Here is a 13432-nt window from a genome sequence, read left to right on the forward strand (position 1 = left end):
CCCGTCGCACAGTTCAGACCGATCATGTCGATCCCCAGCGGCTCCAACGCCGTCAACGCCGCACCGATCTCCGAACCCAGCAGCATCGTGCCGGTCGCCTCCACGGTGACCTGGACGATCAGCGGGAGGTCCTCCGTGCCGCACCAGTCCAGCGCCCGCCGCGCGCCGATGACGGCGGCCCTGGTCTGGAGGAGGTCCTGGGTGGTCTCGATGAGGAGCGCGTCCGCGCCACCCCGGATGAGGCCCTCGGCGCTCTCCTGGTAGGCCGCGCGCAGGGGCTCGTACCCGACGTGTCCGAGGGTGGGCAGCTTGGTGCCCGGGCCCATGGAGCCCAGCACCCAGCGGGGCCGGCCGTCCCTCGCGGTGTGCGCGTCCGCCGACTCGCGGGCGATGCGGGCCCCGGCCTCGGACAGTTCGTAGACCTTGTCCTCGATGCCGTACTCGGCGAGGGCGGACAGGTTGCTGCCGAAGGTGTTGGTCTCGACGCAGTCCACGCCGACCGCGAAGTACTCGTCGTGGACGGAGCGGACGATGTCGGGGCGGGTGAGGTTGAGGACCTCGTTGCAGCCTTCCAGCCCCAGGAAGTCGTCCAGTGTGGGGTCGGCGGCCTGGAGCATCGTGCCCATGGCTCCGTCCGCGACCACCACGCGGGTCGCGAGTTCCTCCCTCAGTGTCCGGCTCATTCCAGGACCCCCAAATGTGCGGACAGTTCCGCCACGGCGGCCGGGCCGTACGCGGCGTGCAGCCGGGCCAGCAGGGGTTCCCGCTCCAGGCGGTACTCCTGCGTGCCCGCGTGGTCGAGTACGGTCGCCGCGACGGCGCAGCCCAGCTGGGCCGCGTACCGTTCGGGGACGCCCCAGGCCGTCCCGGCGAGGAAACCGGCCCGGAAGGCGTCGCCGACGCCCGTCGGGTCCACGACCTCCGCGACCCGCAGGGCGGGCACGGTCAGCGGCTCGCGCCCGTCGCCGCGGATCTGCACGCCGGCCTCGCCGCGCGTGGTGACCCAGGAGCCGACCCGCCGGAGGATCTGTTCCTCGGTGAGTCCGGACCGCTCGCACAGCAGGGCGGCCTCGTACTCGTTGGTGAACAGCCGCTGTGCGCCGTCCACCAGTTCCCGCACCTCGTCCCGGCCGAGCCGGGCCAGTTGCTGCGAGGGGTCGGAGGCGAAGGGGATGCCGAGCTCGCGACAGCCCCGGGTGTGGCGGAGCATGGCCTCGGGGTCGTCCGGGGAGACCAGGACCAGGTCGGGCCTGCCGCAGCGGGCGACGACCTCCCGCAGGTCGATCTCGCGGGCTTCGGCCATGGCCCCGGCGTAGAAGGTCGCGATCTGGTTCTGCTCGCGGTCGGTGGTGCAGACGAAACGCGCGGTGTGGCGGGTGTCGCTCACGCGTACGGAGTCGGTGTCCACCCCGTGTTCCTTGAGCCACAGCCGGTACGGCTCGAAGTCTCCGCCCACCGCGCCCACCAGCAGCGGGCGCAGTCCCAGCATGCCCAGGCCGAATGCGATGTTCGCCGCCACTCCGCCCCGCCGCACTTCCAGGTCGTCGGCGAGGAACGACAGGGAGACCCGGTCCAGCCGGTCCGCCAGCAGCTGCTCCGCGAACCGGCCGGGGAAGGTCATCAGATGATCGGTCGCGATGGATCCGGTGACAGCGATGCGCATGTCAGACCCCGGCGGCCTTGCGCAGCGCGTGCACGCGGTCGGTGCGCTCCCAGGTGAAGTCGGGGAGCTCGCGGCCGAAGTGGCCGAAGGCGGAAGTCTGGGCGTAGATCGGGCGCAGCAGGTCGAGGTCGCGGACGATCGCGGCCGGGCGGAGGTCGAAGACCTCGGAGACGGCTTCCTGGATGCGCTCGTCGGGCAGGGTGCCGGTGCCGAAGGTCTCGACGAAGAGACCGACGGGCTCGGCCTTGCCGATCGCGTAGGCGACCTGGACCTCGCAGCGTGCGGCCAGACCGGCGGCGACCACGTTCTTCGCGACCCAGCGCATCGCGTACGCGGCGGAACGGTCCACCTTCGACGGGTCCTTGCCGGAGAACGCGCCACCACCGTGACGGGCCATGCCGCCGTACGTGTCGATGATGATCTTGCGGCCGGTCAGGCCGGCGTCACCCATCGGACCGCCGATCTCGAAACGGCCGGTCGGGTTGACCAGGAGGCGGTAGCCCTCGGTGTCCAGCTTGATGCCGTCCTCGGCCAGCTGCGCCAGCACGTGCTCGACCACGAATTCCCGGATGTCCGGGGTCAGCAGCGAGTCCAGGTCGATGTCGGCGGCGTGCTGCGAGGACACGACGACCGTGTCCAGGCGGACGGCCTTGTCACCGTCGTACTCGATGGTGACCTGCGTCTTTCCGTCCGGGCGCAGGTAGGGCACGATCCCGTCCTTGCGGACCTGCGTCAACCGGCGCGACAGGCGGTGCGCGATGTGGATCGGCAGCGGCATCAGCTCCGGCGTCTCGTCCGTGGCGTAGCCGAACATCAGGCCCTGGTCCCCGGCGCCCTGCCGGTCCAGCTCGTCGCCCTCGCCCTCGCCGTCGACGCGCTGCTCGTAGGCCGTGTCCACACCCTGCGCGATGTCCGGGGACTGCGCGCCGATGGACACCGAGACGCCGCAGGAGGCGCCGTCGAAGCCCTTCTTTGACGAGTCGTAGCCGATGTCGAGGATGGCACCGCGCACCAGTTCGGCGATCGGCGCGTACGCCGTCGTGGTGACCTCTCCGGCGATGTGGACCTGGCCGGTGGTGATCAGCGTCTCGACCGCGACGCGGGACGCCGGGTCCTCGCGCAGGAGCGCGTCGAGGATCGTGTCACTGATCCGGTCGGCGATCTTGTCAGGGTGGCCCTCGGTCACGGATTCCGAGGTGAACAGGCGCTTGCTCATGCCTGGACCGCCTTGGCGCTGAAGAAGTGGGTGCGGATGGCGTCGAGGGTGCGGATCTCGTCGACCTCCAGGGTCTCCAGCTGGATGGGGCGGCCGCTGTGCTGCTCCAGCAGGAACACGAACTCGACGAAGGACAGCGAGTCGATGAGCCGGTTCTCGATGAGGTCGAGGTCGCCGGCGATGTCGTCGAGCTCCTCGTGGCGGGCGAGGAGCCAGTTCTTCACGAGCTGCAGGCCTTCGGACATGGTGTTTCTCCTTGGAGTGCTGTGTACGGGTGGGGTGGGGGGAAGCGCGGGCGCGGCGGGCGCGGTCTCCGGGAGCGGCTCGGGGACGGCGAGGGGATCCAGTACGGGGGCGGCGACCGCCACCGCGTAGTCCACGTCGTGGCTGATGGTCACGGTGATCCCGGCGATACCGGACCGCGTCGCCATCTCGGCGGCGGACCGGTGGAGCTCCACGAGCGGCCAGCCGCCCTCGGAACGCCGCACGATGATGTCCCGCCAGGGCAGGAACACGGCGCGGACGCGCAGGGTCTTGAACGCCGCCTCCTTGGCGGCGATCCGTCCGCACAGGCTCAGGACGTCGAGCCTGGCGGAGGTACGGCAGTCGGCGAGTTCGCCGGGGGTGAGCATGCGCTGGAAGAAGTCCTCGCCGTAGAGGGCGAGCAGCCGGCGGACACGGGTGACGGACACGATGTCCATGCCGAGGTTCGCCCAGCCCAGGCCACCCGCCGGCGGGGCGGCGACGGGTCGGGTCGGCACCTCAGATCGCCGGCCCGGCCGCGTTCGCGCGCAGGACGGCGGCGGTCGCGGCACCCCAGCTGCCGTGGCGGCGGGTGAGCGCCGACAGCCAGCGTTCGAGGCCGAAGGCGACACAGCTGGTGAAGGCGGGGCCGCCGCCGGAGGCGAGGGGGATCTCGCACCGGTCGCCGAAGAAGTTGCGGTGGGTGTTGACGGAGGCGATCGCGAGGTCCTCGTACAGGAACTCGTGCTTGACCGGGGTCAGGCGCTGGAGCACGGCCTTGGAGCTGCCCTTGTCGAAGAAGGGGTCGCAGGCGGCCTCGCGGCTCAGCGGCAGGTCCAGGGCCTCGGCGAAGGTGTTGATCCGCCGGGTGAAGGCCGCGAGGTGCTGTTCGGCGTGCTCGCGGGTGCCGATGGCGACGATCTCCCGCATGCGGAAGCCGAGCTGGCGGCGCAGTCCCTCGTAGTGGGCCTCCTTGCGGAAGCACCAGCCGACCACGGTGAAGAGCTCGTCGTCGGCGGCCGGGCGGCCCTGGTGGTCGATGTAGACGGCGTAGCAGGACGCGGAGGGCAGGCCGAGGGCGGCCGGCTCCAGGGCGTCACAGGGGAAGCAGCCGGTGTCGGTACAGAACTCGCTGGTCTCCCGGACGTCCAGGTTCAGCGGGGCGGCGACGACGGCCTGGTGGGGGAAGTTGTCGTAGTAGTCGAGCCGGGCCAGGTCGGCGGCCGGCAGCAGCGGGGGCATGGTCATCGAGCGGGCGCCCGCCTGGACGCCCCAGCTCTCGAAGGTGTCGTCGAGCAGCCGCAGCAGGGCGGTGCCCTCGGGGCCGAGCGACGGCAGGCCCCGGGTGTCTCTGGCGCTGTCGGTGGTCATGGCGGTCATGGGGAGTCACCTCTCGGGCGGCGGTGGGGCCTCTCAGACGACGGGCAGGACGTCGTCCGTGAAGATCCCGGTCTTCAGGAAGAAGCCGAGCGGCTTGCGGATGGTCTTGCGCTCGAAGGGCCGGCGGCGCTCGTCGGCGACCAGCGCGTTGCGCAGTCCCACCGGGTCGGCGATGCCGGCGTCGCGGTAGACGTGCGGGTTGTACAGGGAGTTGAGGCTGTAGACCACGTACCGCTTGAGGTACGCCTCGACCTCGGCGACCCGGGCGGCGGGTACGGCCTGGCGCATCCGGTCGAAGAGCAGGGAGACCAGCTCGCGGCCGAAGGCGATGTGGCGGGATTCGTCCTGGTGGTGGATGCGGTTGACCTCGCGGATGGTATGGCAGAGGTCCTCGTCCCGTGCCATCCGCGTGTTGTAGTGGTCGACGAGCTCCTCGAAGAAGAGGATGCGGGCGAAGACGAGGAAGTTCTCCACCTCCGGCTCCCAGGCGGAGTCGGCGCGCAGGGCGGTGGAGCCGTAGATCTTGTCGCCGTAGCGGCGGCAGAACTCGGCGAAGAACCACATGTGCTCGTTCTCCTCACCGATGAAGTGGTGGAAGAAGTCCGAGGGCACCTCGAAGCCGGGCATGTGGATGCGGCCGACGACCTCGATGAGCAGTTCGCGGATGCCGTGCACGTTGAGGCTGTAGAAGTTGATGCTCTCCCACTTGGAGAGGCGCTGGAGGGTCTCCTCGCCGAGCTCCTCGTAGAAGGGGGTGCCGTAGACGGTGAGCAGCTCGGGGGTCATCCACATGCGGCCCTCGTCGAGCTTCTCGGGCCAGTCGAACTGCTGGTACGGGTTGTAGTACTCCTCGATGGAGCGGTGGCTGAGCCGCTCGAGGACTTCAAGGAACCGGTCGCTGACCGGCAGGGGGGCGCTGACGCCCATGGGGACTCCTCGGGTGGTGTGGTGTGGACCGGGACCGTGGCCCGGGCGGCGCGGCCGATGCGGCGGCCGGCTACGGCCGGACTTCGTAGACGGCGTTGACCGGGGTCTCGGTCGCGCGGCGCCAGCGGGTGAAGCCGGCCTCCTCGGCGATGGCGCGGAAGGCCTTCTCGCCGGAGTGGTTGCCGAGCGCGTGGGGACCGCGCTGGGCGACGGCCACGGGCAGGCACATCACGGCGGAGAGGGCCATGAACATGCGGGCGGCCGGGGTCTGGGTGTCGATGTCGTCGGGCGAGACGTTCGACTCGACCAGCATCCAGGTGCCGTCCGCGTCCAGGGACTTGTGCACGTGCTGGGCGGCGGAGACCGGGTCGCCCATGTCGTGCAGGGCGTTGAAGAAGGTGACCAGGTCGTAGCCGGTGCCGGGGTAGTCGTCGGCGGAGGCGACGTCGAAGACGACGCGGTCGGAGAGGCCCGCCTCCTCGGCCAGCTGGCGGGCGATCGAGATGGCCTCTTCGGAGTAGTCGAAGCCGTGGACGGTGGCCTGCGGGAAGGCCTTCGCGATCAGCAGGGTGGTGTGGCCGACGCCGCAGCCGACGTCGGCGACGGTGCCGCCGGCGGCCAGCTTGCCGGTGACGCCGGTGAGGGAGGGCAGCCAGTCGGCGACGAGGCGGTGCTCGTAGGTGGGCTGGAAGAAGCTGCCCATGCCGGTGTCGAGGGCGGGGTCGTGCTCCGCCCAGCCGACGCCGTCGCCGGTGCGGTACGCGTCGACGAGCAGGTCCTCGGTGCCGTAGAGGGCCTTGAGCGCGGTGAAGAACCCGGCGGCGAAGGTGACCGCGCTCGGGTCGGCCAGCACCGGGGCGTGGTCGGCGGGCAGGGTGTACGTGCCGGCGCTCGGGTGGCGCTCGACGTACCCGGCGCTCAGCTGGGCGTGCAGCCACTCCTCCGCGTAGCGGGCGTTGATCCCGGTGCGCTCGGCGAGGGCGGCGGGGGTGAGCGGGCCGGCCTCGGCGAGGGCGCGGTAGAGGCCGAGCCGCTCGCCGAGGGCGACGGTCAGGCCGCGTACGGCGGCGCCGGCGTCGCTGATGACGCGCTGGTGGAAGTCCTCGACGGCGGTCATGCTGCTTTCACCTCGGCGGTGGGGAGGTCACAGGTGAACAGGAAGGAGCGCGGGACGCGCGGGACGCTGCGGGCGGGCACCGGGTAGGGCCAGCGGCCGAAGTCGGCGCCGTCCTCGCCGGGCTGGCGCACCTCGCGTACGTCCCAGCCGCATTCGGCGAGCAGTTCCTCGGGGGTCTCCGTGCCGAAGAGCCACGGGTTGCCGTCCTCTTCCAGGCAGTTGAGGAAGGGCCGCGACAGCGGGTTCTGCAGGGCCGCCTTGCTGATGACGTCGCCGAGCAGGACGGAGCCGGGGGCGGAGTGCCCGGCGAGGGTGGAGATCAGTCCCCGCACGGCGTGCTCGGGGAGGAAGAAGAGGAGGCCCTCGACGACCCACAGCACGGGCTCGTCGGCGCGCCAGCCGGCTTCCTCCAGCGGGCCCGTCCAGTCCTGGGTGAGGTCGACGGGGACGGTGACGCGGGTGCGTCCGGCCGGGGCCGGCTCCCCGGCGAGCATCTCGGCCTTCGCCTCCAGGAGGGCGGGGCGGTCGAGTTCGTAGACGGTGACGCCGTCGGGCCACGGGAGGCGGTAGAAGCGGGTGTCCATGCCGGCGGCGAGGAACACGACCTGGCGGATGCCGTGCTCCTGGACGGCGCGGACGATGGCCCGGTCCAGGTAGGTGGTGCGGATGGCGAGGAACGGCACCGTGCCGGCGCCGGCGTAACGCTCGAGCAGGTCGAAGCCGATGGTGTCGGCGACGGTGCGCGCGTACGGATCGGCGAACAGCCGGTCCTCGCGCTCGGTTTCCAGGGCCCGCGCGGCGGCGGTCCACTGGGCGGTGCGGGATACGGCCTCCACGGGAGGCTCCCTTCGCTTCGTCGGGCAGGGGGGCGGGGGTCAGGCCGGGGAGCCCGCGCGGACGACGGGGTCCTCGGCGGCGGCGGGGTGCGGCGCGTCGCACTCGGCGGGCCGCCGCTCGAAGATGCTGTGCAGGACCATGCTGAACACGACGTTCCCGTCGGCGTCGGCCAGCGTGCACTTGGGCTGGACGACGCCGGTGCGCGGGTTGAACGGCGAGGGGCGCGAGCCCAGGATCTCGACGCGCGCCGTGAGCACGTCCCCGGGGCGGACGGGCCGCAGGTAGCGGATCTCGTCGACGCCGGGGGAGCCGGTACAGGCGCTGTAGGCGAGCAGCCCGTCCACGTAACGGCGCATGAACATCGAGGCGCTGTGCCAGCCGCTGGCGATCAGGCCGCCGAACGGGGACCGCTCGGCGAGCTCGGGGTCGGTGTGGAAGGGCTGGGGGTCGAAGCGCCGGCCGAACTCGAGCACCTCCTCCGCCGTGACGGTGACGGTGCCCAGTTCGTGGACGTCACCGGTCCGGAAGTCCTCGAAGTAGCGCATCACGCAACCCCCTTGACGGAGAGGAGTGGTTTCTCTGGCGTGAACCAATCTACGAATCAGCCGATTATTTTGTCAACCCAAAAGAAGACCGCAGTGCCTGTTCGGTGTCCTGCCAGAGGTCCTCCGGGTCCTCGATGCCGACCGACATCCGGACGAGGCCCGGACCGATCCCGGCGCGCGCCAGCGCCCCTTCGTCCAGCTCCCGGTGGGAGGTGCTGGCGGGGTGGGTCACCAGCGTCTCCACCCCGCCCAGCGACAGCGCGAGCCGCGCCAGCCGCACCCCCTCGACGAAGGCGCGCCCCGCGTCGCGGCCGCCGTGCAGCTCGAAGGAGAGCAGCCCGCCGCCGCCGGAGAGCACCTCGCGGGCCCTCGCGTACGAAGGGTGCGTTCCCAGCCAGGGCCAGTGGACGGCCGCCACGGCGGGATGCGCCGCCAGCCGCTCCGCGAGCAGGCCCGCGTTGGCGCAGTGCTCGCGCATCCGCAGCGGCAGGGTGGCGATCCCGCGCAGGGTCAGCCAGACGGCGAACGGGTCCGGGGTGGCGCCCAGTTCGACCGTGCGCGGCCAGACCTCCCGGCGCAGCGCGTCGTCCGCGAAGACGGCCGCGCCGCCCAGGACGTCGGAGTGCCCGGCGAGGTACTTGGTGGTGGAGTGGAACACGATGTCCGCGCCGTGCTCGACGGGCCGGCACAGAACCGGCGAGGCCAGGGAGTTGTCCACGGCGCTGAGCACGCCGAGCCTGCGGGCCGCCGCCAGCAGGCCGGGCAGGTCCGGGACCTGCCCGGTGGGGTTGGCGATGGTCTCCAGGACGAGCAGCCGGGTGCGGGGCCCGGCGAGCGCCTCGAACTCCCCCACGTCGTCACCGCTGATGTGGTCGACCCGCACCCCGTAGCGCTCCGCCAGGTCGTTCAGCGCCGCGTACGTCCCCCCGTACAGGCAGCGCTGCGCGATCACCTGGTCGCCGGGGCGCAGCAGGGCGAGCAGGACGCCGCTGATCGCGCCCATCCCGGAGGCGAAGGCGATGGCCGAGGCCCCGCCCTCCAGGCCGGCGAGGGTGCGTTCGAGCGCGCGCACGGTGGGGTTGCCGCGTCGGCTGTAGACGTACGCCCCGTCGGGTCCGGCCATGGCCCGCGCCAGTTCGTCGGCCGAGTCGAAGGCGAAGGCCGAGGACTGGACGAGCGGCACGGACAGCGGCCGGCTGCCCGGGACTTCGAGCTCGTGAGCCACGTGCACGGCCCGGGTGCGGATGTCCTTCATCGCGGTGTCCTTCATCGAGGGGTCCTTCATCGAGGGGTCTGCCTTTCGTTCGGGTACGGAAAAAGGGGTCGCCCGACGTCCGGGAAGGACGTCGGGCGACCCCTTGGGTGAGCGGGGGCGACCCCGTACGTCACACCCCCGCCGTCTCGCTGCGCGACGCGGGGGCGTCGGCGGCGGGAGCGGCGGCCTGGGCGGCGGACTTGTCGCCCTTCATCACGAGCAGGGTGATCACCGCACCCGCGGCGGCGATGCCGGCGGCGCCGATGAAGGCGGCGCTGAACCCGTCGGTGAGGGCGGGCAGGTTGCCCAGCTCACCGGCGCCCTGGGTGGTCGCGAGCGCGGTCAGCGCGGCCAGGCCGAGGGCGGAGCCCACGTTGTAGGTGGTGTTGACGATGCCGGAGGCGAGGCCGGCCTGTTCCTGCGGGGCGCCGGACATCGCGGCGATCATCGCCGGGATGTAGGCGAGCGCCATGCCGAGCGCGGCGACGAGCGAGGCGGGCAGGACGTCGACCAGGAAGGTGCCGGTCGGCTCGACGGCGGACAGCCAGACCAGCCCGGCGGCGAGGGCGAGCAGACCGGTCACGATCAGCGGCTTCGCCCCGAAGCGGCCCATGAGGCGGGCGGTGATGGCCGTCATGAAGATCATCAGCAGGACCGTCATGGGGAGCAGCGCCGCACCGGAGGCGAAGGCGCCGTAGTTCAGCACCTGCTGGAGGTACAGGTTGAGGAAGTACCACATCGGGATCCAGGCGGCACCGAGCAGCGTCATCGCGAGGTTGGCGGAGCCGAGGCGCGGGATCCGCCACACGCTGAGCGGCATGAGCGGCTCGCGGACGGTCTTCTGGATCACGAAGAAGAGGACCAGCAGGACGGCCGCGCCGATCAGCTCCAGCACGGTGGCGGTGGCGCCCCAGCCGACCTCGGGGGCCCGGACGACGGCGAACACGGCGAGCGCGAGCCCGGCGGTGACGGCGACGGCGCCGAGGACGTCGACGGAACCGCGGCGGGACTGGACGGCGGGCAGCAGCTTGGTCGCGGCGAGGGTGGCGACGCCGATCGGGACGTAGATGATGAAGACCCACGGCCAGCTCACCCATTCGGTGAACACACCGCCGAGGAACACGCCGGCCGTACCGCCGGCGGGGGCCGCCGCGCCGTAGAGGGCCATCGCCTTGCCGAGCTCCTTGGGGTTGTGCCCGAAGAGGATCATCAGCAGGGTCATGGCCGAGGGCGCGATGAGCGCGCCGCCGACTCCCTGGACGGCCCGGCCGGCGATCTCCACCGAGGCGCTCTGCGCGGCGGCGGCGAGCACCGAACCCACGATCATGACGACCCAGCCGGTGGCGAAGATCTTGCGCGCCCCGAACAGGTCGGAGAGCCGCCCGCCGAGCAGCAGTAATCCGCCGAAGACGATGACGTAGGCGTTGAAGACCCACTGGAGCTCGCCCTGGGAGAAGCCGAGGTCCTTCTGCATCTCGGGGAGCGCGACCCCGATGATCGAGGTGTCCATGATGACCATGAACTGAGCGGCGGCGAGCACGCCAAGTGCCCACCAGCGCCGGGGATTGACGGTTGACATGCCCTGACCTCTCTCTGTCGTATACCCCTGGGGGGTACCTTCGCGTAGCAACGTAGCATACCCATGGGGGGTATGTAAGAGAGGCGTGAGAACACGTACGGATCCCCGCCCGGACACACGTGTGCCCCGCCCCGGCCGGAGCCGGGACGGGGCACACGCGGAAGCTAACGGACCGTCAGGACCGCTGCCACCGCCGCGGGGACGGCCGCCAGGCCCGCCGGACGGCTGGTGAAGCTGCCCCTGCCCTGGGTGCGGCCGCGCAGCCGGGACGCGTAGCCGAACAGCTCGGCCAGCGGCACCGTCGCCGTGATCACCGAGGTCCCGGCCTGCCCGGCGGAGCCGGTGACCCGGCCCCTGCGTGCGGCGAGGTCCCCGAGGACCGCGCCGACCCCGTCGTCCGGAACGGTCACCGTGACCTCCGCGACCGGCTCCAGCAGCTCCAGCGCGCAGGCGCGCAGGGCGTCCCGCAGCGCGAACCGGCCCGCCGCGCGGAACGCCATCTCCGAGGAGTCCTTGGAGTGGGTCGCCCCGTCCGTAAGGACCACCCGCAGGCCCGTCACCGGATGCCCGCCGAGGGGGCCCTCGGCGAGGGCGTCCCGGCAGCCGGCCTCCACTGCCCGCGCGTACTCCTGCGGCACCCGGCCGCCCACGACCGCCGTGCGGAACTCGAAGCCGGGCTCCTCCAGCGGCTCGACGTCCAGCACGACGTGCGCGAACTGCCCGGCGCCGCCGTCCTGTTTGACGTGCCGGTACACGAAGCCGGACACCCCGCGCACGACGGTCTCCCGGTAGGAGACCTGCGGCCGTCCGACGGCGACCTCCACCCCGTGGAAGCGGCGGACCTTCTCCACCGCGACCTCCAGATGCAGCTCGCCCAGCCCCGACAGCACGGTCTGCCCGGTCTCCGCGTCGGTCCGCACCACCAGGGAGGGGTCCTCCTCGGCGAGCCGGGCCAGGGCGGAGGCGAGCCGCCCGGTCTGCGCGCTGCCGCGCGCCTCGACCGCGACCGACACCACCGGGTCGGCCACCGCGGGCGGTTCGAGGAGCAGGGGCGCCTGCGGCGCGCACAGGCTGGTTCCGGCCCGCGCCGACTTCAGCCCGACGACGGCGACGATGTCACCGGCCACCGCCTCCTCCCGTTCCTCGTGCCGGTCGGCCTGCACCCGCAGGATCCGCCCGACGCGTTCCGTCCTGCCCGTGGCCGGGTCCAGCACGGAGTCCCCCTTGCGCAGGGTGCCCGCGTAGACCCGCAGGTACGTCAGCCGCCCCGTCGGCGTCGCCGTCACCTTGAAGGCGAGCGCGGCCAGGGGCTCCGACGGGTCGGCGGCCCGCTCCCGCACCGGCGGCATGTCCCCGGGCGCGGGCAGGTACGCCACGACGGCGTCGAGCAGCGGTTCGATCCCCCGGTTGCGGTACGCCGAGCCGCACAGCACGACCACGCCGTCCCCGGCGAGCGTCAGCTCGCGCAGGGCGCGCACCAGTGTCCCCTCGCTCAGCGCGGAGCGGGCGCAGAACTCCTCCAGGGCGTCCGGGTGGAGTCCGGCGACCGTCTCCTCCAGGAGCAGGCGCCTTCGCCGGGCCTCCTCCAGCAGCGGTCCGGGCACGGGCACCGTTTCGTACGGGCCGCCGTCGCCGGCGCGCCAGAGCAGCGCGCGCATCCGCAGCAGGTCGACGACCCCGGTGAAACCGTCCTCGCGCCCGACCGGCAGCTGCACGACCAGCGGGACGGCGCCGAGGCGCTCCCGGATGGAGGCGACGGCCGTGTCGAGGTCGGCGCCCGCCCGGTCCAGCTTGTTGACGAACGCGATCCTCGGTACGCCGTGCCGGTCCGCCTGCCGCCACACGGACTCGCTCTGCGGTTCGACACCGGCGACGGCGTCGAACACCGCGACCGCCCCGTCGAGGACGCGCAGGGAGCGCTCGACCTCGTCGGAGAAGTCCACGTGCCCCGGTGTGTCGATCAGGTTGACGCGGTGCCCGTCCCAGGCGCAGCTGACGGCCGCGGCGAAGATGGTGATGCCCCGGTCGCGTTCCTGGGGGTCGTAGTCGGTGACGGTCGTCCCGTCGTGGACCTCGCCCCGCTTGTGGATGGTGCCGGTGGCGAAGAGGATCCGCTCGGTGACGGTGGTCTTGCCGGCGTCGACGTGGGCGAGGATGCCGAGGTTGCGTACGGCAGCGGCCGCAGCGGTGTTGCTGGTGCTGGTGTGACGGTTGGTGCGCATGACCCGGGGCCTTTCGGATGCCTGGGGTGGGAAGAGGGCAGCGCGATTCCCGGACGCCGGTCCGCCGCGCGGCGGAGCCGCGGGGCACACGGCCGGCCCGGGAGGGCGGGGCCGTGCTGGGGATCGGGGGGTGCGTCGACGGGCGTACGGTGACAGCCGCGCGGCTGCTACCGCGCGCTGCGGGACACCGGGATCACGTCGTACCGGCAGGGAGGAACGACGGCGGCGGTGCGGTAGGTACGCATGGCCCGGTTCCCCCTTCTCTTCGCTCGGCATCGGCGGACACCGCCCCGGCGGCGGGGGGGGGGGGCGCCCGGGGGGGGGGGGGGGGGGGGCGGGGGGGCGGGGGGGGGGGGGGGGGGGGGGGGGGGGGGGGGCGGGGTGGGGGCGGGGGGGGGGGCGGCGGGCCCTCGTACGGGCAACGACGCCCATGGTGAAGATCGTCAGG

12 protein-coding genes are annotated in these 13432 nt (G+C 72.4%); all 12 read right to left on the reverse strand.

Going from position 1 to position 13432, the window contains the following annotated elements; all coding sequences use genetic code 11:
- A partial coding sequence (locus tag ACFY7H_RS33590) for a homocysteine S-methyltransferase family protein (protein WP_388946362.1) occupies positions 1-683 on the reverse strand: 683 nt, incomplete at its 3' end.
- Positions 680-1663 (reverse strand): carbohydrate kinase family protein, encoded by a 984-nt coding sequence (locus ACFY7H_RS33595; RefSeq protein ID WP_388946365.1) that lies wholly within the window; start codon positions 1661-1663, stop codon positions 680-682. The genes ACFY7H_RS33590 and ACFY7H_RS33595, both read right to left, overlap by 4 nt.
- Position 1664: 1 nt before the next feature.
- Positions 1665-2879 carry a methionine adenosyltransferase gene (gene metK / locus ACFY7H_RS33600; RefSeq protein WP_388946368.1) on the reverse strand — a complete coding sequence of 405 codons (1215 nt, stop codon included), beginning with the start codon at positions 2877-2879 and terminating at the stop codon, positions 1665-1667.
- Positions 2876-3640: a holo-ACP synthase gene (gene acpS / locus ACFY7H_RS33605; protein ID WP_388946371.1), complete on the reverse strand. Its 765-nt coding sequence runs from the start codon at positions 3638-3640 to the stop codon at positions 2876-2878. Before acpS ends, metK begins: the two co-directional genes overlap by 4 nt.
- A gap of 1 nt (position 3641) precedes the next feature.
- Entirely contained in the window at positions 3642-4502 is an 861-nt protein-coding gene (locus tag ACFY7H_RS33610; protein ID WP_388946374.1) for a hypothetical protein, read from the reverse strand.
- A gap of 33 nt (positions 4503-4535) precedes the next feature.
- The gene (locus ACFY7H_RS33615; protein WP_388946376.1) at positions 4536-5429 is read right to left on the reverse strand and encodes a diiron oxygenase; all 894 of its coding nucleotides are present in this window, start codon (positions 5427-5429) and stop codon (positions 4536-4538) included.
- A 70-nt stretch (positions 5430-5499) separates the two neighbouring features.
- Positions 5500-6546: a class I SAM-dependent methyltransferase gene (locus ACFY7H_RS33620; RefSeq protein WP_388946378.1), complete on the reverse strand. Its 1047-nt coding sequence runs from the start codon at positions 6544-6546 to the stop codon at positions 5500-5502.
- The gene (locus tag ACFY7H_RS33625; RefSeq protein WP_388946381.1) at positions 6543-7382 is read right to left on the reverse strand and encodes a class I SAM-dependent methyltransferase; all 840 of its coding nucleotides are present in this window, start codon (positions 7380-7382) and stop codon (positions 6543-6545) included. The genes ACFY7H_RS33620 and ACFY7H_RS33625 overlap by 4 nt, the downstream gene beginning before the upstream one ends.
- Before the next feature lie 39 nt (positions 7383-7421).
- Complete coding sequence (locus ACFY7H_RS33630) at positions 7422-7928, reverse strand: MaoC family dehydratase (RefSeq protein WP_388946384.1); 507 nt, start codon at positions 7926-7928, stop codon at positions 7422-7424.
- Between the two features lie 64 nt (positions 7929-7992).
- On the reverse strand, positions 7993-9198 hold the full coding sequence (locus ACFY7H_RS33635) for a trans-sulfuration enzyme family protein (RefSeq protein WP_388946387.1): 1206 nt from the start codon (positions 9196-9198) through the stop codon (positions 7993-7995).
- Between the two features lie 115 nt (positions 9199-9313).
- Positions 9314-10762, reverse strand: a complete 1449-nt coding sequence (locus tag ACFY7H_RS33640) for an MFS transporter (protein ID WP_388946391.1) — start codon at positions 10760-10762, stop codon at positions 9314-9316.
- 164 nt (positions 10763-10926) lie between these two features.
- Positions 10927-12984: an elongation factor G gene (gene fusA, locus ACFY7H_RS33645; RefSeq protein ID WP_388946394.1), complete on the reverse strand. Its 2058-nt coding sequence runs from the start codon at positions 12982-12984 to the stop codon at positions 10927-10929.
- Between the last annotated feature and the right edge of the window lie 448 nt (positions 12985-13432).

Origin of the sequence: Streptomyces sp. NPDC012794, assembly GCF_042901085.1 — a bacterium.
GTDB lineage: Bacteria > Actinomycetota > Actinomycetes > Streptomycetales > Streptomycetaceae > Streptomyces.